The following is a 21,983-nucleotide window of genomic DNA, read 5'->3' on the forward strand; positions in this document are numbered from 1 at the left end:
AAAACACCCGATTATTTTAGGGGTTTTTACCCATTGGAAAAGTATTAATATGTGTTTGTTATACTATTTAAAATTAGATAAATGTTTTTAGAGTTGTAACATTCCTAATTTAGAGCAGATTTTATTACGGTCCCGAATCCTTTATAAGTCCTCTACTTACGGTAAATTGTAAATCGCTCAAAAAAGGGTCCTCTATAGGTTCCATCAGAAAAGTGAAAATTTTAAATAATTAAAAATATACTTCAGTCGCACTAGTAAAACAATTCTATTGTAGGAGTGAGTTATTTAATCTTATATATGTAATTAGCAATTAATATGTTATAAGAAATAAAAGTTTTTCCTGCACCTGCAGATCATGCTGTACCATTTCGATTAGTTCCTTAGCGATACTTTCATTCATGAGAATTCTTCCATATTACGGTTTAATTTACAAATGAATTTTGAAGAAAAAGGGAATAAAAGCACGCTTAATTAAAGTGTAATAGTTTTAAATAACAGCTTATAAAATTTTTACCGCTACAGGCCGGCGTGCGTTAAATGCTAAATTTTGTTATAGACTTTAATATTATTGATTTGTAAAAACCTTATTAAGTATTTATATAGTACTTTTGAAAAAAATTAAATCACTTCAACATGATAAGTTCTGAAAATTCATTCGAAACTTCTAAAGACATAAAAGAGAAAGAGCCGGTAAAAATAATTTTGGCTGAGGATGATAAAGATGATCAGGAATTATTTATGGAAGCTCTTAATGCAACAAAAGTTCCTTCTGAAGTAATTACGGTAGAAAACGGGAAGGAATTGGTTGACACCCTGAAAGGTGGGGGCGAACCGAAACCTGATATGATTTTTATCGATATTAATATGCCAATCAAAGGAGGTAAGGAGGCACTGGCAGAAATAAAAAGCGATGAAGAACTGAAAGAAATCCCTGCAGTTATGCTCTCCACTTCCAATCACCCTAAAGATATTGAAGATACTTTTAATAATGGGGCAAACCTCTTTATACAAAAACTAAATTCCTTTACGGGCTTTATTCTGATTCTTAAAAAAGTATTCATGCTCCACTGGTCGAAAGCTTTAATCAATCCTATAAAAAATATATTTTTTGTTTCTGAAAAGAATATAACTCAGGACAATTAACAATACTGAATATTGTAAAAAACCATGTGCCGCGATTTTACCCACAAAACTCAAAATTTTAATTTTTTGTCATATTTCTTTGCCTAATCTACTGTCGGATATTATTTGGTTTCAATAATATTTCCAGTTTCAGCCAAGCCGGATTTTACTTTTTGAACTGTTTTTCCAATTACCAGATTAATATTCGAAAAATAGGAGGGAAGACCTTCAGCAGCATTAGTTATATCAGTTCTAATCTCAAAATGAAGGTGTGGAAAAAAGGAGCTGCCTGAAACACCAATTTGTGCAATTTCCTGTCCGGATTTTACCCAATCTCCCTTTTTATACTTTAAACTGTTTTCTTTTAAATGGCCATAAATACTTACTGAACCATCTTTATGCTCCATTGCAATACAATTCCCATACAATTCCAAAGGGTTTTCTTTAAGCTTAGGGATGTCAAAATTTTTATCGTCTTTGTGATCGCCTGTCGCATAGAGTATTTTTCCATCAGCAGCTGCATAAACTGAATTTCCAAAACCAAAATAATCAGAATTGTTTTTTCCTTTGTTTTTAAATTGATTGTTGTTAGAATCAAGTATTACAAAATCATAGGCATAACGCATGAAATTTGATTTTAAATCCAGCAATCTGACAGGCTCGAAAGTATAGTCGAATCTTCGGTGATGCGAGTTACAATCATGCGCATCATATACAAGGACACGACCTTTTAAGGGTAATTTATACGTTATTTTTTGTTGATATTTTTTAGGTATAACACTAGTTTTTACAACGGTTTCATTCTCTTTCGGATCACTAAAAATCCATTCGAATTCTAATTTTGCCAAAGTAAATGAATTATCAAATTCGGAAAAAGGATTAAATACCAAATGACTTTCCTTCCCATTCCAGTTGCGGGTTGGTACCAATAAAATACTGGGAGCAGTACCATTATTATCAAGAAATCTTGTGTGAATCAAATGATTTTGATTGTCAAAAACCAAAACTTTAATACGTTGTAAAGTCAGTGTGTCTGTAGATTGATTTGAAATTAAAAAATCAAAATTGAGAATTTGTTTAGTGTCACTTTGCTCTATAAAAATGGAAGATGGTTTTGAATCAATCAAAATTTTATTTTGAGCGTCAGTCGGAATTCCGGAAAAAAATAATAGCAATGCGATGTAATAAACTGTTCTCATCTTTAATAGTTTTGGTGGTTATCTTATTTAAGACGATGATTTTTTTTTTAGGTTACATTAGCTCGTACATTTTACAATTAAAATAGTAGATCATTTAAAAAGAGGTAAGAAAGTTTTAAGGGCTTTGTCAAATTCAACAAAATTATTTCAAAGATGGAGAATTTAAATCAGCAGTAAATAAAATTTTTCTTTTTAAATAAAACTATTAGATTTATCTCCACCCAGCTAAGAATGTAATGACATAGATCAGTTGTACAGATTAAAATTTATTTCATCACAAACAATTAGTTCTTTTGTATTGCTTACCTAACAAGTTAACTGTGGTTTTACATGGGTAATGCGTTAAAATTCTGAAAATCAAATGTCAAAAAAATAGTTTAAAATGAGTTGTGAAAATAGCTTACACCCAAAAAAAACCTGCAAACTATGGAGAAATTATTTAGAGCTCATCTGGAAAAAATAATTACACTAACCGATGAAGAGTTTGAGTATATAAAGTCTCATTTTTCAGTAATGAATTTTAAGAGACGTGATTTTCTTGTTAGAAAAGGCGAAAAGGTTACCTATGTTTTCTGGGTAATTTCAGGGCTTTTAAAGCTGAATTATGTAGATGACGCAGATAAGAATCATGTCGTAGCTTTTGCTATGGAAGACTGGTGGGAAGGGGATTATTATGCATTCTTTAACCAAAGTTCAGCAACAATGTCCCTACAGGCACTTGAAGATACCCAGGTGCTTTGTATGACTCTTGATAGTTATAATACTTTATGCAGGGAGTTTCACAAAATGGCCTACTTCTTTCTTGAGAAAGCCAACAAGGGGCACATTAGCTCTCAGCAGCGAATACTGGAATTAATAAGCACGAATGCCAAAGAGCGCTATGATAAGCTCCTGAATCGATATCCGGTACTTTTCCAGCGCGTCTCCCATACCCTTATCGCCTCTTATCTTGGTGTAACCCGGGAGACACTCAGCAGGCTTACAGCACAATAATGTTTGTTACATGATAATTGTGAGATTTGTCACGATTAATAAATTAGGCTTTTTATGAACTTTGTCTTATTAATTTAAAACATCTGATTATGGAAAGATTTGCTAAAGTTTTAGTACTTACATTATTAACTGTTGCACCTGTTGCGGCGCAAAATAAAAAAGAAAAACAAATGGAAAAAAGAGAATTCAGTCCGTGGAAATGGCAGGACGAGCTCAGCTATGTACAGGCTGTTGAGGTAAAAAATGTACAGAGTACCTTATATGTTTCTGGTCAGGCAGCAGTGCATAGCGATGGCACCTCCAGTAATGCCGATATGCGTACCCAACTTGGACTGGCACTACAGAACCTTGAAAAAGTAATCAGCGAGGCGGGTTATGACCCTAAAAATATCGTTAGGTTAACTATTTACTCGACTTCCTCAAAAGAGTTTATTGAAAATTGCTTTGACATATTCCGGGATTTCGTAGCAAAACACGGAATGAAACAGGCACTTACTCTGCTACAGGTAGTTGCTTTGAATGAAACACTGAATGTAGAGTTGGAAGCTACTGTAGTAAAATAATAATTTTAAACGTTTTAGCTATTTAGCTCTCTGTTGAAATGCCCTCAAAAAATTAGACACTTTTTGAGGGCATTTTTTATTAGAAATGAGAAAATGATAGTAATGATTTTTTTGAGTTGATCTGTGTAAAATTACATCTGACACGAATAGGATATCGCATTGCCCTAATGACTATCATTAGAAATAAAGCATTTAATGTTCAACTTCTATTGCAATTTTACCGTAGAAATTTTCATCACCGGCTTTTGTTTCCAAAAGTTTATGAGCTTTACCAATATCTGATAAAGGAAAAATTTTGGTTAAAACAGGTTTTAGTTTTTTACTTTCTACGAGTTTAGTCAGTTCATCTAGTTTATTTCTGCTTTGCCTTGTAAAAACAAAATGATAGGTTGCATTTTTCCCCCAGGCCGCAACAAGGTTTTGTGGCTTCTCAATATCAACCAAAGTAACTACTTGTCCTAACTGACTAAGTATTTTTCCACTATCAGAAAGAGTGTTACCACCGATAGTATCAATGATTACATCTATTCCTTTATTGTTCGTTAATCGATTAATCGCCTGAAGGTAGTCTTCATTTTCGTAATCAATGACATAATCTGCCCCCAACTCAAGAAGAAACGGGTGGTGAACTTTTCTCGCTGTTGTAAATACAGTTGCTCCCATAGCTTTAGCAATTTGAATAGTGGGTATTCCCACTCCACCTGCACCTCCGTGAATCAATATCGTCTGGTTAATTTTAAGTTGTGCTCTTGTAACAAGCATTTCCCACGCAGTACCAGCAGCTAATGGAAGCGTTGCAGCTTCTAAATGACTTATGTTTTTAGGTTTTAGACCGATGATAGATTCGGGAGCACAGTGATATTGTGCATAGCTTCCTTGTCCATTAAAAATTTCGGGGGAATAATAAACTTCATCGCCTATTTTAAAATTTTCAACCCCGGGGCCAATTTCCACAATCACACCTGAGATATCGTGTCCTGTAATAACAGGCAGGGTTAATTCATTTTTATAATCTCCACGACGGACTTGAAAATCCAAAGGATTGACGGAAGAGGCCAGAACCTTTACTAAAACTTCTTTAGATGTTGGTTGGGGTGTTGGTGTTTCTGTAATTTTAAAATTTTCAAAAGACCCGAATTCATTTAATATTGCTGCTTTCATATACTATATTTAAGTTAGAGGTTTCATTAGAAGGCTGAAAAAATACTGTTTTGAGAAATTTTGATTTCTACTTAATACTGTTTCAGGCTGCTAATTATTTAGATAAGGTTGCCATAAATTCAAGAATCTCTGCTGCAATCTCTGTTACATGGGTTTCTAATGCAAAATGACCTGTATTGTAGAATATAAGTTTAGCCTTAGGTAAATCTTTTTTGTAAGCCTCTGCCCCCTGAGGTAAGAAATAAGGATCCTTATTTCCCCAGACTAATAAAGTCTTTGGCTGGTATTTTTTAAAGTATTCATGAAATTTCGGATATAATGCTACATTTGTTCTGTAGTCTTTAACCAGGTCCAATTGGACTTCAATATTTCCTTCTCTGTCTAAAAATTTCTGATCAAGTGTATAAGTCTCAGGTGCTATTAAGGATGGATCGGATACCCCATGATGGTATTGAAACCATGTTGCTTCCTTGGAAACAAAATCCTTTAAGGCTATTCTGTTTTCCGGAGTAGATTCATTCCAATATCTTTGAATAGGATCCCACTCATTACTAAGCCCTTCCTTGTAAGCATTTCCATTCTGAGAAATAATTCCTGTGATCTTTTCAGGATTGTTCATCGCTAATCTAAATCCAACAGGAGCTCCATAATCAAATACATAAATGGCAAAACGTTTCATTTTTAGCTGATCAATGAAGGCTTGCATTGTTGTAGCTAAGTTTTCAAATGTGTAATTAAACTCCTTATGATCCGGAGAATCTGAAAAGCCAAATCCCGGTAAATCAGGTGCTATGATGTGATAGTCTTTGCTTAGAATTGGAATTAAGTTTCTAAACATATGAGACGATGTTGGATATCCATGTAATAGCAGTAGGGTTGGTTTAGTTGCATCTCCTGATTCTCTATAGAATATATTTAATCCATTTACTTTAATGTTTTGATAGTGAATTGAATGATTGTCCATGTTTTGATTTTTTAAAATTAAATTTTGCTGCGATTGTGCCATTGCACTGTTACTAATAAATAGCGTTAGCGATAAGCTTGCTATGGTTTGTGTAATTGTTTTTTTCATCTTAATTATTTTGATTGTCAAAGATAAATCATACATTTGATTACTAAAAACGATTAATTGTGATTGTATAAATCATAAAAAGTGATATTAATATGAATACAAATGATTTAAAAATATTTGAAGCAGTTGCAGAGAGCGGTAGCTTTACTAAAGCTGCAGATAGAATGTTTACGGTACAATCTAATGTTACAGCAAGGATCAAGAGTCTTGAAGAAGAATTCGATACAAAACTTTTTTCCCGTACCTCCCGTAAGGTAGAGCTGACGGATGAGGGGCAATTATTGATGAAATATGCTAAACAAATTCAGTATTTAGTGGAAGAAGCTAAAAATGAAATTAAAAGTAGTGATACAGTTAACGGACATTTGGTCATAGGGTGTATGGAAACTACGATGGCATTAAAAGCGCCCGAAATTTTATTGGCTTTTGGAGAGAAATATCCTGCTGTGGAATTAGAATTTAAATCTGATGACAGGGATATGCTTATTTCAGATGTTTTAAATTATAAACTTGACGCTGCTTTTGTTTCGGCTCCTCTAAATGTAAACGGACTGGAAAAAATAAAGATAAAAGAAGAACAACTTGTAATTTTAGCCTCTTCAAAGGAATCATCTTTAAATAATTTAGTAACAAAAGAAGCATTAAAATCTATAGTATTTGATAATGGCTGTATTTTTAGAGAGCGCTTAGAATCTTGGTTTAGCCATAAAGGGATTCATAATTACAAAAGCATTGAGCTCAACTCTATTGAAGGAATTATAAACTTTGTTGAAGCAGGTTTAGGGATTAGTCTATTACCGGAAGAGGTGATATCTAAATATTATGAGGGAAGAAAAATTTGCACTTATCCTTTGAACAAACAATTAGGAACAATGACTACTTTGTTAGTATACAGAAAAGACAAAACGACATCCAGGGCTTTGCAAGGCTTTATTGATATGCATTTGCAGGATATCATTTAAGGAATTAATCTCTAATAGTTTATTTTAGTGCGTAAAGCATATTGTATTAATAAAAAGCTCCGGATTTTTCCTCCGGAGCCTTTTTTTGTAGTATCTTTTGTATTGAAGGTCTTACTGCTTAACTGCCAGTAACATTCGTTTTTTCAGTAACTGCATTATTTTATAATTATAGTCATATTCGAAACCAGAACATCGGCCCCGTCGTTGCCGCTGTAACGCTGCAGGTAAAAATCAATATAATCACTGGTATTTAATTCAATAGAGGCATTAATGGGGAGAGTTACAATATCACTGGCCGCATTTCCGCGGCCGTAAAATTTAAATTGCGGCATTGCCACGCCATTTTTGTACAGGTGTACAATATAGGTACCTGCTGACGGAACCTGAAAATTGACAGCTCCGGATACCTGAAAGATCCTTTTCTTTTTACCCACATATTTTAACCTGTTGTAAGTGGCATCTGTTGAAAATCGGAATAAATTGCCCGATACCGTAGGAATTGACGCTGAATAGATTCGTAAATTGGTGCTGGGAGTAGTGGCGCTTAAGTTAAGGGGTATAGCACCTCCGGTTTCGGCATCCATAGAAAAATCTCCGGTTGCATTGGTATCGGCTTCATTCGGAATCCCGGCAGCCCTGACGGTCCAGGCATTACTAAAATTGTAGCCGATATACGTAGCTGCAGCTGCATAAGGCTTAACATAATTAGCCGGTGTAGCGCCTGTAAAAACTACAGATTCTAAAACAGCATCACCACTAATGGCCAGACCGGCCGTAGCAACATCAAGACCATATGCTCCCGGACCCACATTAGAGAAACCTCCTTGTTTTTCGATCAGCGTAAAGTTGCCTGTAAATTTTTCGTAGGTTCCGCCATTATTAACAAACCAAGCCTGATTGCTTAATAGTAACTGACCTATATTATTGTAGGTAATGCCAGTTGTATTTCCTGAAAAATTGACAATACTCAGGAAAACCAATCCATAACCGGATACCGTTCCGATACTGGCAGCATTGGCAATTATAGTATCCCGAAGTAAAAAGGTTGCCGTTGCTAAAGCCGCATTTAAATTAAAAACAGTTGCACCCGGGGCTAAAATGCTAACGCTCCTAATGCTGCCGCCAGTGGTCCCGTCGAACAGCACTCCGGATGTTTTATACATAATATCTTCGTTGGCGTCCAGACCTTGTATATAAGCATTATTGAGGTCTATCGGAAAATTAAAAGTCACCATACCATTTATTTCATATAAGGTGTTGGAAGTCAGTACATATTTCGCACCGCCACCGGCAGCCAGTTCTGTTGCGAGTACGACGGCTAAATTATCTGTTGATTTGATACGTTTAAAATTTAATCTTGACGTTTGACTGCTATTAAGAGCGGCCCAGACGGTAGTACTGTAATAATAAAATGATTTTAAATCGGTATCGTAAACCAGTAATCCGTCAGCGGGTGCAGGGATAGCGATCCTCTGAGCGGTTGTCATACGGGGAGCAAGCATACCCTGCGTGGTAGAAGATATATCTAAAACCGAACTTGCATTGGGCGTAACAGTACCAATACCAACTTGTGCATTGCCCGAAAGGGTCAGGAAAAAGAAAAACAGTAATAGGAGAATTTTAGTATTCTGACGAGTAAAGGTTATTACCATAATTTAGTTATGAATTGAAAATGGATTAAATAAAAGGGGGCTTTTTGATCCTGATGAAATGGGTATTATCTGCCGGAATTCGAGATGATTACTTTTTGGGTAATTTTTACATTCTCCGCGGTCAGGAAGGTGGCGATATAAACACCGGAACTTATTCCCGAAGTCGAGAAACTATAGTTTGGTTCGGCTTCTAAAGGCTCTTTAGAAAGCACAGCCCTTCCAAGGATATCATAAAGCACAAATGATTTCATGATTTGATTATCGGGATTCATCGCTTTTAAAACTTTACTGGCATTGTCCTGAGTAATAAAGAAATTAGTTTTACTATCTTCCTTTTTGCCCAGTGTCTGATTGGTAAAGCTTATTTTAAAACGGTCGGTATAGGTTCCGGGAGCAACGGTAACTTCGTAGGTACTCTTTGTAATTTCATGATAAGAATTATCCAGTGAATCGTAAAGATAAACGGCCTGTGAAAAATCAAAATCTACCATTTCAGGAATATAAAACTGAAAGGTGGTACTGGTGGCGGCTTTTACCGACAGCGGAATTTTTTTAGATAAATCGAAAGCAACACCCTCAATCACATAATTTCCGTTTTCAATCCAGAAAGCTACGTCATTAGGAAGATCTTCATCCATATTTTTGGCATCAATGCCCCTGTCAACGCCGTCAGTTGCTCCGGAAACTAAGGCTAAGGCAAGCTGTCTGGTAAACTCTTTATTGATGATGGTATTCAGCTTAAAATAAGGAATGGGAGAAGGGGGAACGGGTGGACCGTTTTTAATAGCACTTGTATTTTTGGCCGGTTTTTCGAATTGTGACACGCTATTGTCTTCCTTATAAAAAATCCGGTGTGCATTTCTAAAGGTAACGGTTCCGTTTGTAATACCATTGATTAGAAATCCCTGACCGATTGGAAGGTATTTTCGGGATACAACGGGACTTGTTCCGGTTGGAGGATCATTATTTACCGTTCCGTTACTGTTGTACGATCTGAATGTTGCAGCCGTGTAGATACCGTTGGATTCTATGCTGACAGGTGAGTACGCAGCATAACCGCCTTTGTAAGCAGACAGATAATGAGAGTTTACATTTTTGTCCTGCTGCCAGAAATAGGCCACACCCGTTGCGGCAGTATTGGCGGGATCTAAAAGAAAAGCATTGAGATGTAAGGCAGACGGGTAGGGATTTCCCGTTAGTGTTGCCGCATTGTTAGCTCCTACAGCCACTATAATATCTCCGTCGTTTGGTTTTCCTCTGAAATCATATCTCTGACGGCCCGTGCCCGGGTTGTTTACGATTCCGGTTCCCTCAGGATCTGTTTGGTCAGACCCGCTCGTTCCCTTCATCGTAAAACCTTCGCCCGGTGCAAGTGCAGTGGTACTTCCCACAGGTATCCACTGCGAATAGTTATTGGCAATTGTCAGTTTGTAAATCCAATGTGTGGCTATGCTAAGGGGACTGGCCAGGCCATTGTAACTTCCAACAGGCAACAAGGCAGCACTGGATGATGCGGTTGAAGTTACAGGCTGATACAGCTGCGTAATTCCGAAATTATTATTGATGGCGGAGGCGGCCGTATTTCCTACGGGTGAACACCAATAGTTATAATCAAAATGATCAGAAGTTCCCTCCTGATAGACAGACATATTTCCTGTTCCGGTATTGGCCGAAAGGCCTGTTGTACCCTGTACCAATTGGGAATTGTTTCTTAAGTAAAGATTTGAATTGGCAGCTAAATTTATATTCTGACCCACATACAATACCTGAGCTTTTACGTACACGGGTGTATTGGCCCCTATTGCTATTTGGGAAAAGCTCTGACAAGAAATGAAAACAGTTAATAAGAGTAAAGTTTTTTTCATATTGCTTTTGGTTTAATTATTAGACAGGTGAGACCGTTTCTATTTAAAGGGTAACTCTATTTCCTTTTGATACTACTATAACCTCCCAATACAACACCTGCGGTTGCTAATAGAAAGAGCATGGAATCAATAGGCACTACTACAGGTTCATCCGGCAAACCAGGTGGAGGGGGATTTGCTGAAAAAGCCAGCAGGGGCATAAGAAAAAGGAAACAGTAGGCGAGTTTTTTCATTATTTTGGATTACAGTTACGTAAAGTGATAATAGAATTGGTAAAAATTACAGGAGGATTTCCGGTTGAATACTAAGGCAAATTAAGCGGAATGGCCTTTAAGTTAAAAGGGAGAAGTAATAACTGACTTTAATAGGGAATAACTGTTTGCCAAAAATGGACAGATTTTTAAAGAAGTGGCCCGGTATGCCTGTAACTGTATTGCAAATAGGCAAGTGGTTGATTCTGAAATGCTTTTACAGCACAGCTTTACGCCATAGTAGGGAGTCGTTTAGCATGATGTTGCCATAGGAAGGGAATGCGATAGGAATAGAGTGTCTTTTTGTGTGCTTTTTGTGCAAAAGGCAGAAAAACAAAAACAGATTTAAATAATTTTTAAAGGTCTGGTGGAAATTTCGCCTGATTTGCTGAGGTGATGGCACAAAAAATCTAAACTTTAAATTGAATTTTAAAGTGATCGGGGAGTAAATTTTAAAAGAATAAGCGTTGCTAGACAATACGGTCCAGAAATTCCTTGGTTATGGGTTTAACGTGAAAAGAAATTACATTCTTATTACTGTTAGATCGGGCTATGTCTTCATTGTCTATTGTTGATGATATAATATAGGCCTTACAATGCTTTTTTACAGCAGCGGATAGTTTCTCATACGCCTCCAGAAATTCAAATCCGGACATTAAAGGCATGTAGATATCCACAAACAGTACCTGAGGTAATTCAGAGATATTGTCCTGATTGTCCTGAAGATATTTCATGGCCTCTTCCGCTTCTGAATAAAGCAACACTTTTTTGCCAAAATTATTCTGAGTGATCATACGGGATGCGATGTAAAGATCTATGACGTTATCATCAATAATCATTACGGTATCAAATTTTGGGGTTAATGCTTCTATCATGGTTTCAAATTTTTTAGTGTGATAATAAATGTGGTTCCAATGCCTTCTTCCGATTGTATGGCTATAGAACCCTGCAATATTTCTATGGCATCCTTTACGATATACAAGCCGATACCCGAGCCCTCTTTTTTGCCTGAAAGCCGAAAAAACATGTCATATATTTTTTGATGATAGGCCGGAGCAATTCCGATCCCGTTATCGGTTATGGTTAAATGAAGGTTTTCCGGGTCTGAATGTCCGGCTATTTTTACTGATCTCCCGGATTCTTCTTTCTTCTGGTATTTGATGGCATTGGAGATAAGGTTTTCCAGGATGGTATTAAAACGCAGCCGGTCTGTATAAAACGGCTGCTGTTCCTGAACTGCAATTTCATAATGAATTCCCTTTGCATCTCTAGTACTCTGAAGCGAATTGACTACCTCAGACAAGGTCTCCTTAATCGAAATTTTTTCGACTTCAAGTCCGGTTCGCTTGTTTCGCGAGTAGCTTAAAATGTTTTTAATAAAGTCATCCAGACGATTGATGCTGGAATGTATCATTTCAGCATGCGTCACGGTATCAGGCTCCCGGCTTTCTGTTTCAATAAAAGAGAGCAGACCAAGGATAGAGGTTAGGGGAGAACGTAAATCATGGGAAACGCTGTACACAAATTTATCCAGTTCTGAATTGGTTTTGAGGAGTTCCTTATTTCTTTTTTCCAGATTTATTTCCGCTTTGGTCCGATCGGAGATATCATTCGAAAGAATTAGCCGCGCCCGGGATCCTTCATACATAATATCATGCGCTATAATCTCCACCGGAAAAACAGATCCGTCCTTTCTGAGGTGATTCCATTTTCCCCTGTTGTAATTGGATCTGTTAATTTCTGAAGGATCGCTGCATTTGATAAAATGGTTCTTATCATTACTGGGTCTTATGTCTAAAGCAGTCATGGAAAGGAATTCGTCTCGGCTGTATCCATATTGCAGGATGGCCATTTTGTTGACATCCAGAAATTTAAAAGTGACCAAATCGATCACCCACATGGGCATCGGATTGTTATCAAAGAGATACCTGTATTTTTTTTCGCTTTTCTTCAGCTCTTTTTGTGCCAGTTTCATTTCTGTGATATCAGCAAGCACAATAACCGCTCCTGTGATCTGGCCTTCAGCATCACGGAAAGGAACCGGGTAAGGCAGTACATAGCGTTTATCTCCGTTGGGACGTTCGATAATGATCTGCTTGCTGGGGTTTGAATCCTCTTCTGTCAGTGCTGTGGAAAGCGAACAGAAACTCAGCGGTTCAGGGTTATTTTTAGCAGCGTTACTCTTCCAGGAATCGTACCATAAATCTTTGCCTATTTCCGGTTTTCTTCCCCATAAAGCCACTGCAGCCTTATTATAAATTACGATTCGTCCTTTGTGATCGCAGGAATAGGTTGCAACGGGTAATTTGTAGATGAGCTCCTTATACATTTTTTCCCGTTCTTCGATTTTTTTACGGGATAGTACCTGCTCTGTTACATCATTGGCAAAGACAAGAATACCATCAATATTGTTATCGGTGTCCCTATGGGCCTGGCAAATGAAATTTAAATAGGAATCTTCCGGTTTTTCGTTACCGGACCGATTAAATTCTATGAGCATCTCATTAGCTGAAAAGGTTTCCCCTGTTTTATAGACCGTATCTAATATTTCAAAAATTCCCTGGGTTTCAAGTTCGGGCAATACTTCTTTTACGGGTTTGCCTATAATATCTTTTGTATCGATTAATTGTAAATAAAGTTCATTTGCCAATTCAAACACATGGTTGGGACCTTTTAAAATGGCCATTGAGGAAGGTGCGTGAGAAAACAGATTAGAGAACCGCCGCCTTTCGATTTCAAAAGCTTTTTCGACGTTTTTTTTCGCGGTAATATCTCTGCCTGTATAATAGCTCATTTTTTTTACATCATCCCATACTGCAGACCATTGCAAATAAACCGTACTGCCGTTGCTGTGTCTGAACCTGTTTTCAAATATAGGCAACTGGCCCCCGTTGCTGCTATCGAAATCGGTATGTACGCTAGTTTCAGCATCTTCAGGAAACAGGAGATCGATATATAGTCTGCCGATTAATTCTTCGGGCCGGTAGCCTAAAATACGCTCCGAGGCTTTATTCACCCAAATAAATTTTCCGTTTTCATCACAAGAACAGATCAGGTCCATTGAAAAATCCAGAATTTTGCCCAGATCCTGTAAGGATTCCTGCGAAGCCGTGATAGGATCAGATTTTTCTTTTGTTGTTTTGCTTTCTGTTATACTATAGCGCGGCATTATGGTTCTTTCTGCTTCCGTTTGGTAAGTTTCGCGGGTCTTCCTGCTTTTTTTTAGCGCACTGTTTACTTTTGACGTTAAACTATTCAGGTCTGTTTTGAATACGATGTCGTTTACTCCGATTTGTATAAGCGCTATGGCTTTTTCTACCGTAATGGCTGGTACCACAAAAATAAAAGGGGTTTGCGGTGTCAGTTTTTGCTTCATTCTAAAAAGTGCCATTCCGTCGAAGGACGGGAACGTATCATTCGAAAGAATAAGGTCTGGTTTGAAATGATGAAGTGCCGCTTCATACGCCTTTTTTGAGGAAACAATTTCGACGATACAATTGATAATGCCGGTCTTCAACTCGTGTTGAATCCACTCAATAGCAGCGGGGTTTTGCTCAGCAATTAATATTTTTGTTTTCATAGCTGTCATTCAGTCTGTATTAGTTCGAATTACCTTAAAACAGGAAGCCGTTTTTTATTCTTTCAGTTTTATAAATTTATTAAAATCATCTTGTCGTCTTTTCGCAACCGGTAAAATTACGCCATTCGAAAGTTCACAGAAATAGCCGTCTTTTTTTGAAATTTTAACGATATGACGAAGATTGATGATATAGGAATGATGTATTCTGAAAAAATGGCTGTTGTCCAGAATAGTGGTGTATTCTCCCAGATTTCTGCTTGACATGATATTGCTTCCGTTGGAAAGAACAAAAACAGTATATTTTCCGTCTGCTTTGCAAAAAATAATTTCGGCCATGGGTATGAGTTCTATTTTTTCTAAAAACGCGACGGCTACATAATCATTGGATTGACTGGCAGAGTTGAGGATATTAATACTATTGATTTTATGATTCTGATAGGAGCGCTCCATTTCCCTTCTTTTGATTACTTTATAAACGGCTAGAATGATGGCATTAAAATCAGTTGGTTTCAATAAAAAATCAATTGCATTGTGTTTAAATGCCTTAATTGCGTACTCTTTTTCTGCTGATATAAAGACCAGTTTTGGAATGCTAAAGTCTAATTGTTCCAGCATTTCAAAAAAAAGATCATCCTTAAATACAATATCCAGAAAAATAAGATCCGGTTTTTTTGCTTTTATAAGCGTGGTTCCGTCACTGATGCAATGGGCATCACCGATTATTTCCATAATCATGGCGTTGTCTTCTCCAAATTTTTTTAAAATCAGCAGTGTCTCTTTTTCCTGGGATATGACTATGGCATTTATAGGACTCATACGCTTTTTTGGTGTTTGTAAATTCAAACGATACATTAATAGATCAACACTATTTTTAACGTACTGATTTGTAGGTTTTTATTGTAATAATAAAACGTAAATCACAAAATAGAAATTACAGCAATACTTTGATATGGGATGCGGAAATTAATGAAAAGTAATAACTGTGCTTCAACAGGTATAAGTGGGAATAAAATGGCTCTAACTGTATATTCAAATATAGTACTTGGGGTAGGAATCCATTTACACAATTAACTTTAATTATTATACATTTAGTGGTATAAATAATTAATAATCAATTTTTTAGATGATTTGTTTTAGCACCTTACATCAGGATTTTTAAAGGCATGCTGTAGAAAAAAAAGCAAAAACAACTTTTTTTTCTGATAGATCAAGTTGTTTCTGACGCAAAATCAGGAACAATTAAAAAATTTAAATGGAAAACCCGTCTGTACTCTTAAGTACGAGACGGGCGTCCATAAACATAATCTTCCATTTTATGTTTACTCAAAAATCTTTAACAGCAGAGCCTGCCGTATGCAGTGGAATTCTATTTTAAAGCGTTCATTTTACTATACTGCAAAAAAATGCACTATTCAAAGTCAGCGATTAGATTCAATTGTACTCCGGTAAACCAGATGTAGTCAGCTTATCAAAGGTGCTCTTTAGCAATTGCCTTTTATTACAGGCTGGATGAGATTAATTGTATAATTACCATCTCGCTCTATTACCGGATTTTAAATACAGTACTGATCTCTGATTTAATTTGGGCTGTACCCTATAGAAACCGTAATTTTTCTTCTTCGATATCTAAAGAATGCATTTGCCTTCTGATAATGGACTCGTCTATATTCAGATCGCTCCTGTTTTTTTCAAGTAGCCATTGCCGTTGTTGGTTTAATAAATCGAGATAAATAACTTTTAGTTCGTTTCCTATGGATTCATCCTCTATTCCGTTACTGTATTGTTCCCATTTTAGAATGAGATGCTGTAAGGCCGCATTGTTTTCTACCTGGTCACTATAATTTATTTTTAAATAATTTACGGCATACTCCGCCAGTTCTTGTCGTATGTTTTTATAAACTTCATCCCGTGACAAAGAATCGTCAAGAGTAGTAAAATTAATTTTTCTGATAAAGTAGGGAAGTGTTAAGCCCTGAATGAGCAGGGTAAGAAGAATAACAATAAAAGTGATGAACAAAATAAGGTTCCGCTGCGGAAAGCCATTACCATTGTTCAGGTAAACCGGTATCGATAAAGCGGCGGCTAAGGAAACAACGCCTCTCATTCCGGTCCAGCCGAGTATAAAGGGTGCTTTTAAGCCCGGATTTTTGCTGTCGGCTACGGTTATGAAATTACGTGCAATCATGGTGATGACCACAGCACCGTAGGAAGATAATATTCTGCTGATGATTAAAACCAGGGTAATCATAATACCATACCCGATGGCTGATAAAAGACTGACCCCTTCGAGTCCGCGGGTAATTTGCGGAAGATCAAGTCCGATTAGCATAAAAACAAAACCGTTCAATATAAAACAAAAACTTTCCCACACATTTATGCCCTGCAAACGGGATTTGCTGGTCAGGAAACGGTGCCTGTTATTAGACAACAGCAATCCGCCGCTCACAACGGCCAATACACCCGAGCAGTGTACCTGCTCAGCAGACAGGTATATAATATAAGGGGTGAGTAGGGACAGTACGATATCTGCATTGTTATCGGTAGGAAGGTATTTATGGGCTTTCATGAAAACCCATCCAATCAATAAACCAATGGAGACACCGCCAATAATCATCCAGCCAAAACTTGTTGCCGCTTTGTAGAATAAAAATTGCTCAGTGGCAACGGCGATCATCGCAAATCTGAAAATGATCAGTGAGGAAGCATCGTTCAATAAACTTTCGCCTTCTAATATAGACGAAATCGCTTTGGGTACTTTAACAAACTTTAAAATGGCACCGGCACTAACAGCATCCGGCGGAGATACAATACCACCCAATACAAAACCTAATGCCAAGGAAAATCCCGGAATAAAATAATTGGCGACCAGCGCCACGGAAAGTGCAGAGAGAAAAACAACTACAAAGGCAAAACTGGTAATAATTCTCCGCCAGCGCCATAATTCTTTCCACGAGACTTTCCATGCGGCTTCGTAAAGCAACGGGGGCAAAAAAATAAAAAAGATAAGATCCGGTTCTATATTGATAACAGGGATTCCGGGAATAAAACTTATAATCAGTCCGGCCAGTACCAACAGTATAGGGTACGCTACTTTTATTTTATTGGCCAGCATAATCAGCAATAAAATGACAATTAATATACCGAGATAAAAAGGGAAATCTTTAAGCATTGGTTTGGTTATAAAAATGGTTTATAATGAATAGGTGCCATCAGCTAAATAATTAATCTTGCCTGCAAATATACTGTTCCCCTTATTACTATGTTAAAGTATTTGTCGCAATCCGTTAAAATTTTAGGAATAGCAGCGATATATTTAGGTTTCGGAACCGGAAAGGCAGTTGGGCTGCCGGAATCTTTTGATTTTATCCTCTTACTGTAGTCTTCTATTTCCGAATCGTTCCTATAGATCTGCTTACTGGCAGGTTTTTTTAGCACTTACTATAACGATTGAATTACTTTATTGCATTGTTCGTCTTTTTTAATCCTTGGTGTCCGGACAAAGTATTTTTTATAAGGAAGGAGTAGAAAGAGTAATGAAAAAAACAGCTCTGAATTTTTTTTTCTTCTGTTTTTTTATATTGAGAAAAGACCGCTGAAAATGAAAATAAACAGCTATAACTTTTGATTCCCGCAAGAAAAAGTATTGCAAGGGATTTATTTTCATAATTACGGATTGTGATTGTAGAGCTACCTTGTTATTCTCCAATTCTCAAAAAGTTGTATATATAAAGATGATATAAAAAAAACCGTCTGGAAACAGACGGTTTTTAAATAGTTTACAACGGACGATCCGTATTAATTTCATCATCGTCATCGATACCATCAAGGCCTTCGTTATCAAAATTTTCACCTCCCAGTTCATTACTGTCCTCTTCGTTACTGAGTTCTTCGTCCAGTTGTTCGATATCGAGTTCAGGTGTATTGAATTCGTTGTTACCGAGATTCTCATTATCAAGTTTTTCGATATTGAGATCATTTCCGTAATCCGGTTCTGCATTGCTGGTAATGGAATGATCTGCGGAAAGATTTTCTACTTCCTGACCTTCATATCTTCTTTCGTTACTTTGAAAACCCTGATCTTCCTGACCGTAATTTTCTCTTTCGTCTCTATTCATGATACTATATTTTAAAATTATTTTTAGTTGTTATTTAGTGCTTTCCATTTGATAAACTTCTCCCTTTTTAATTGTGGTACAGTTGAATCGTATTTTCCTGCAGTTCAATTCACTATCATTAAAACAAATTTCGACTATGGAATTATCTTCTGCTTACAGAATTAGAATTGCAATCTTATAACTTTTGCATTACCCGGTGAATCAACTGCTTTGATTTCAATCAGTTGTTTTGATTCCGTCTATACTATTGGAAGTAAGATTATAACATAAAAGGATAATTGTGTAAGAAAAAAAGTAGTCCCTATTTTATATTTGAATCCTACAAACTAAATTTCCATAGTATGAAAAAGTTCATTAAATCAATAATCATGTTAGGCCTTATTCTAACAGGACTTCTATTTTCCTGTAAAAAACAGGACGGATACAGCGATGAAGTTCAAACGACCCAAACTCCTGTTGATACTACAAACGGAACAGTAAGCGATAGTGCGGGTATACATAATACGGATGCGAATGCCCCAATGACAGGTGCCCAGGCGGCGGGCGCTCAATCTACAGGTTCTCAATCCGGAGTTTCCAGTTCCGGTAATACCGGATCCGGAAATAATAATACGAAAGGTACCGGAACAGGAAGTGGTCCCGGACCGAGTGCAAAAGACGGCTCTGCTTATGCCCCTTCTTCCGATCCTAAAAATAACGTAAATAGGGATACCATTAAAAAAAAGGCAAGTAAAACGCAAAACTAAATGCTGTATTTTGATGTTTTGTGTTTTAAGTGGAAAGCCTGTAATGAAATCATTACAGGCTTTTTGTTGGAAGCCGCTGCCGAATGATTATTTTTATTTTAAATTTGAAATGAATTTGAAAATTTAATAAGAGACAATCCAAAATGGCAGCAGCAACAATTTATTTTTATATTCCGAAACAAGTTACCATACTGGACTTAGCCGGCGTTTTAGAAGTTTTTCAGGAAGCTAAAAATTTAGGACTTCCCTATACGTTAAAATTTATCAGCAGTAACCCTGTAATTACTTCTTCATCCGGATTAGAACTTTCATCCTTTACACACTTTTCAAAAGCACATCCGAAAGAAAATGATATTATAGTTATCTCCGGATTCAGTTCCGGTCAAATCAATAAAATAGCAGAAGATATCTCCTTTTTCGAATGGCTTGAGAAAGCAAATTCACTTCAGACTACAATAGCAAGCATTTGTAACGGGGCATTTATTCTTGCTAAATCCGGGTTATTGGATTTTAAAGAATGTACTACGCACTGGAAATTAATCGAAAAATTTAAAAAAGATTTCCCTCTTTTAAAAGTACAAAGCAATATGCTATATACCAAAGCAGACAATTTATATACCAGTGCAGGTATCGTAACGGGGATTGATCTGGCCCTGTTTCTTATAGAAGAACGACATGGTAAAGAGGTGGCTGTAACCATTGCCAGAGAATTAGTGGTATACAAGAGAAGACAAGGCAGCGATCAGCAGGAAAGTGTCTATCTGCAAAATAGAAATCATTGCGACGAAAAAATCCACATAGTTCAGGATTGGATTATTTACAATCTGGAAAAAACGTCTACTATTGATTTTCTGGCCGATCTGGTTCATATTGGTCCCAGAAACCTGACCCGGATTTTTAAGAAAAAAACCGGAATCACGATCGCGGAGTACCGGACAAAACTGAGAATCGAAAAAGCAAAAAGCCTGTTGATCCATTCGGATTATAAAATAGAAAATATTGCCCATTTATGCGGATACAAAACCTCAAAGCAATTACGGGTTGTTCTGGAGACACACCTTCATGAATTACCTACGGAAATTAAAAACAGGCTGTCTTAAAACGACTATCTTTTGTCCTTGTTTGCATACTCAATTAGCGGATACATTTGTATAACGAATTAAATCACTAAAAACATGAAACTTAGAGAACACAATACAGCTTTGATGATCATAGATGTGCAAAAAGGTTTTAATGACGAAAATTATTGGGGCGGCAATAGAAATAACAAGGATGCGGAAGTAAAAATAGCACAGATTCTTGAAAAATGGAGGTCTCTTAAACTCCCGGTATTTCATATTGTTCACAGTTCGGTACACCCGGACTCTAAATTACACGAATCAAATCCCGGATTTGAAATTAAGGAGGAAGTAAAGCCAATTGAAGGTGAAACTATCCTTGTAAAAAATGTAAACAGTGCTTTTATAGGAACTGATTTAAAAGAGCGACTGGATCACCGGAAAATTAACAAACTGGTCCTTGTAGGATTAACAACCAACCACTGCGTTTCAACGACAGCACGAATGGCCGGCAATTTAGGATTTGACAATTGGGTAATTTCAGATGCTACGGCTACTTTTGACAGGATCGGAATAAAGGGAGAAAAGTTCGATTCGGAATTAATTCATCAGATCTCTTTAGCAAGTTTGCACAATGAATTTTCGCAGGTAATTGATACCGAAAAATTATTTGATTTAGTTTAAGCCAACATTTAAAACTGAAAATATGGATAAAAGAGTAAAATTTGACTTTGAAATATATTTCACCAATGGCGGGAGTATAAAAGGTGAGGACTTTCGTCTGGATATTGAGGGCAACACCATTTCCGATCAGGAACTTGCGGATTATATTGTAAACGATTTGCGACTGCTTATGGTAGGGGAAGTCAAAATTCTGAATAAAGAAATTTTTGATGAAACCCACAAAAGAAAACCGATTTCTACCAAAACGGAACCTGATTTATTAATCGATTTAAGCCATACGATCGAACACGGGCTTGTAACGTATAAAGGTTTGCCGGCACCCATTGTATGCGACTATTTAAGCAGGGAAGATTCTAAACAGTTTTATGAGGAAGGTACTCAGTTTCAAATAGGCAAAATTGAGATGGTCACCAATACAGGAACTTATATTGACTGCCCGTTTCATAGATTTGAAGATGGAAAAGACCTGTCGGAAATAGGTTTGGAATGTTTTACAGACCTTGATGCTGTGGTAATCCGTATTCCTTTTTCAGAAACACGGGCAATTACCGAAGCACATTTGAAAAATCGTGAAATTAGAAATAAAGCCGTTTTGATTCATACAGGATGGGATAGTTACTGGAATACGGAAAAATATTATGAGAACCATCCTTATCTCACAGAAGGAGCTGCCCTCTATTTAAGAGACTGCAATGTAAAGCTGGTTGGCATTGATTCTCATAATATCGATAATACAGCAGGCAAAAGCAGACCGGTACATACCACACTTTTGCAGGCAGAAATACTTATAGTAGAACATCTTTGTAATCTCTCTCTTTTACCTCAGGAAGATTTTACTTTTAGTGCGATTCCTCCCAAATTTAAAGGAGTCGGAACATTTCCGGTTCGGGCAATGGCTAAAATATCTAAAAGCTCATTTCGTTAGAAATGGGCTTTTTTAGCTTGAAATCGAAAATTGAC

The 21,983-nt window shown here is 36.8% G+C and carries 18 protein-coding genes; 8 read left to right on the top strand and 10 right to left on the bottom strand.

Annotated elements, in window-relative coordinates; translation table 11 throughout:
* Window positions 1-633: 633 nt before the first annotated feature.
* Complete coding sequence (locus EV142_RS19390; protein ID WP_132037502.1) at window positions 634-1,143, top strand: response regulator; 510 nt, start codon at window positions 634-636, stop codon at window positions 1,141-1,143.
* Window positions 1,144-1,244: 101 nt separating this feature from the next.
* Here the strand turns inward: EV142_RS19390 and EV142_RS19395 are convergent, their stop codons facing one another.
* Window positions 1,245-2,321, bottom strand: coding sequence for a M23 family metallopeptidase (locus EV142_RS19395; RefSeq protein WP_132037503.1), 1,077 nt, complete (start codon window positions 2,319-2,321; stop codon window positions 1,245-1,247).
* Between the two features lie 426 nt (window positions 2,322-2,747).
* Between EV142_RS19395 and EV142_RS19400 the strand changes: the two genes are divergently transcribed.
* Window positions 2,748-3,314 carry a Crp/Fnr family transcriptional regulator gene (locus EV142_RS19400; RefSeq protein ID WP_132037504.1) on the top strand — a complete coding sequence of 189 codons (567 nt, stop codon included), beginning with the start codon at window positions 2,748-2,750 and terminating at the stop codon, window positions 3,312-3,314.
* 170 nt (window positions 3,315-3,484) lie between these two features.
* Window positions 3,485-3,877: a RidA family protein gene (locus EV142_RS19405; protein WP_132037609.1), complete on the top strand. Its 393-nt coding sequence runs from the start codon at window positions 3,485-3,487 to the stop codon at window positions 3,875-3,877.
* Between the two features lie 192 nt (window positions 3,878-4,069).
* Here the strand turns inward: EV142_RS19405 and EV142_RS19410 are convergent, their stop codons facing one another.
* Both EV142_RS19410 and EV142_RS19415 read right to left on the bottom strand, forming a co-directional pair.
* Window positions 4,070-5,038 (bottom strand): zinc-dependent alcohol dehydrogenase family protein, encoded by a 969-nt coding sequence (locus EV142_RS19410; RefSeq protein WP_132037505.1) that lies wholly within the window; start codon window positions 5,036-5,038, stop codon window positions 4,070-4,072.
* Window positions 5,039-5,132: 94 nt separating this feature from the next.
* A complete protein-coding gene (locus EV142_RS19415) occupies window positions 5,133-6,110 on the bottom strand; it encodes an alpha/beta fold hydrolase (RefSeq protein WP_132037506.1) in 978 nt (325 codons plus the stop codon).
* 92 nt (window positions 6,111-6,202) lie between these two features.
* Between EV142_RS19415 and EV142_RS19420 the strand changes: the two genes are divergently transcribed.
* Window positions 6,203-7,072: a LysR family transcriptional regulator gene (locus EV142_RS19420; RefSeq protein WP_132037507.1), complete on the top strand. Its 870-nt coding sequence runs from the start codon at window positions 6,203-6,205 to the stop codon at window positions 7,070-7,072.
* A gap of 155 nt (window positions 7,073-7,227) precedes the next feature.
* On the opposite strand, the gene EV142_RS19425 is transcribed toward EV142_RS19420, so the two are convergent.
* From EV142_RS19425 to EV142_RS19455, 7 genes are all read right to left on the bottom strand, one after another.
* Window positions 7,228-8,724, bottom strand: a complete 1,497-nt coding sequence (locus EV142_RS19425) for a hypothetical protein (RefSeq protein ID WP_132037508.1) — start codon at window positions 8,722-8,724, stop codon at window positions 7,228-7,230.
* A gap of 65 nt (window positions 8,725-8,789) precedes the next feature.
* The gene (locus EV142_RS19430) at window positions 8,790-10,589 is read right to left on the bottom strand and encodes a T9SS type A sorting domain-containing protein (RefSeq protein WP_132037509.1); all 1,800 of its coding nucleotides are present in this window, start codon (window positions 10,587-10,589) and stop codon (window positions 8,790-8,792) included.
* Between the two features lie 721 nt (window positions 10,590-11,310).
* A complete protein-coding gene (locus tag EV142_RS19435) occupies window positions 11,311-11,715 on the bottom strand; it encodes a response regulator (RefSeq protein ID WP_132037510.1) in 405 nt (134 codons plus the stop codon).
* Window positions 11,712-14,420, bottom strand: a complete 2,709-nt coding sequence (locus tag EV142_RS19440) for a PAS domain S-box protein (protein ID WP_158286349.1) — start codon at window positions 14,418-14,420, stop codon at window positions 11,712-11,714. The genes EV142_RS19435 and EV142_RS19440 overlap by 4 nt, the downstream gene beginning before the upstream one ends.
* 54 nt (window positions 14,421-14,474) lie before the next feature.
* The gene (locus EV142_RS19445; protein ID WP_132037512.1) at window positions 14,475-15,236 is read right to left on the bottom strand and encodes a LytR/AlgR family response regulator transcription factor; all 762 of its coding nucleotides are present in this window, start codon (window positions 15,234-15,236) and stop codon (window positions 14,475-14,477) included.
* A 778-nt stretch (window positions 15,237-16,014) separates the two neighbouring features.
* The gene (locus EV142_RS19450) at window positions 16,015-17,589 is read right to left on the bottom strand and encodes a Na+/H+ antiporter (RefSeq protein WP_132037513.1); all 1,575 of its coding nucleotides are present in this window, start codon (window positions 17,587-17,589) and stop codon (window positions 16,015-16,017) included.
* Between the two features lie 607 nt (window positions 17,590-18,196).
* Window positions 18,197-18,535, bottom strand: coding sequence for a hypothetical protein (locus EV142_RS19455; protein ID WP_132037514.1), 339 nt, complete (start codon window positions 18,533-18,535; stop codon window positions 18,197-18,199).
* A gap of 341 nt (window positions 18,536-18,876) precedes the next feature.
* Between EV142_RS19455 and EV142_RS19460 the strand changes: the two genes are divergently transcribed.
* From EV142_RS19460 to EV142_RS19475, 4 genes are all read left to right on the top strand, one after another.
* Window positions 18,877-19,281, top strand: a complete 405-nt coding sequence (locus tag EV142_RS19460; RefSeq protein ID WP_132037515.1) for a hypothetical protein — start codon at window positions 18,877-18,879, stop codon at window positions 19,279-19,281.
* Window positions 19,282-19,424: 143 nt separating this feature from the next.
* Window positions 19,425-20,381, top strand: a complete 957-nt coding sequence (locus tag EV142_RS19465; protein WP_132037516.1) for a GlxA family transcriptional regulator — start codon at window positions 19,425-19,427, stop codon at window positions 20,379-20,381.
* Window positions 20,382-20,456: 75 nt separating this feature from the next.
* Window positions 20,457-21,023: a cysteine hydrolase family protein gene (locus EV142_RS19470; RefSeq protein ID WP_132037517.1), complete on the top strand. Its 567-nt coding sequence runs from the start codon at window positions 20,457-20,459 to the stop codon at window positions 21,021-21,023.
* Between the two features lie 22 nt (window positions 21,024-21,045).
* A complete protein-coding gene (locus EV142_RS19475; protein ID WP_132037518.1) occupies window positions 21,046-21,948 on the top strand; it encodes a cyclase family protein in 903 nt (300 codons plus the stop codon).
* Window positions 21,949-21,983: the final 35 nt, after the last annotated feature.

Source organism: Flavobacterium circumlabens (assembly GCF_004345565.1).
GTDB lineage: Bacteria > Bacteroidota > Bacteroidia > Flavobacteriales > Flavobacteriaceae > Flavobacterium > Flavobacterium circumlabens.

Excerpts from the sequence above, each read along its gene's own strand:
- EV142_RS19455 (WP_132037514.1), bottom strand. The coding sequence starts at position 18,535 with ATGAATAGAGACGAAAGAGAAAATTACGGTCAGGAAGATCAGGGTTTT.
- EV142_RS19395 (WP_132037503.1), bottom strand. The coding sequence starts at position 2,321 with ATGAGAACAGTTTATTACATCGCATTGCTATTATTTTTTTCCGGAATT.
- EV142_RS19420 (WP_132037507.1), top strand. The coding sequence starts at position 6,203 with ATGAATACAAATGATTTAAAAATATTTGAAGCAGTTGCAGAGAGCGGT.
- EV142_RS19430 (WP_132037509.1), bottom strand. The coding sequence starts at position 10,589 with ATGAAAAAAACTTTACTCTTATTAACTGTTTTCATTTCTTGTCAGAGC.
- EV142_RS19440 (WP_158286349.1), bottom strand. The coding sequence starts at position 14,420 with ATGAAAACAAAAATATTAATTGCTGAGCAAAACCCCGCTGCTATTGAG.
- EV142_RS19450 (WP_132037513.1), bottom strand. The coding sequence starts at position 17,589 with ATGCTTAAAGATTTCCCTTTTTATCTCGGTATATTAATTGTCATTTTA.
- EV142_RS19470 (WP_132037517.1), top strand. The coding sequence starts at position 20,457 with ATGAAACTTAGAGAACACAATACAGCTTTGATGATCATAGATGTGCAA.
- EV142_RS19390 (WP_132037502.1), top strand. The coding sequence starts at position 634 with ATGATAAGTTCTGAAAATTCATTCGAAACTTCTAAAGACATAAAAGAG.
- EV142_RS19445 (WP_132037512.1), bottom strand. The coding sequence starts at position 15,236 with ATGAGTCCTATAAATGCCATAGTCATATCCCAGGAAAAAGAGACACTG.
- EV142_RS19460 (WP_132037515.1), top strand. The coding sequence starts at position 18,877 with ATGAAAAAGTTCATTAAATCAATAATCATGTTAGGCCTTATTCTAACA.
- EV142_RS19410 (WP_132037505.1), bottom strand. The coding sequence starts at position 5,038 with ATGAAAGCAGCAATATTAAATGAATTCGGGTCTTTTGAAAATTTTAAA.
- EV142_RS19400 (WP_132037504.1), top strand. The coding sequence starts at position 2,748 with ATGGAGAAATTATTTAGAGCTCATCTGGAAAAAATAATTACACTAACC.
- EV142_RS19425 (WP_132037508.1), bottom strand. The coding sequence starts at position 8,724 with ATGGTAATAACCTTTACTCGTCAGAATACTAAAATTCTCCTATTACTG.
- EV142_RS19435 (WP_132037510.1), bottom strand. The coding sequence starts at position 11,715 with ATGATAGAAGCATTAACCCCAAAATTTGATACCGTAATGATTATTGAT.
- EV142_RS19405 (WP_132037609.1), top strand. The coding sequence starts at position 3,485 with ATGGAAAAAAGAGAATTCAGTCCGTGGAAATGGCAGGACGAGCTCAGC.
- EV142_RS19465 (WP_132037516.1), top strand. The coding sequence starts at position 19,425 with ATGGCAGCAGCAACAATTTATTTTTATATTCCGAAACAAGTTACCATA.
- EV142_RS19415 (WP_132037506.1), bottom strand. The coding sequence starts at position 6,110 with ATGAAAAAAACAATTACACAAACCATAGCAAGCTTATCGCTAACGCTA.
- EV142_RS19475 (WP_132037518.1), top strand. The coding sequence starts at position 21,046 with ATGGATAAAAGAGTAAAATTTGACTTTGAAATATATTTCACCAATGGC.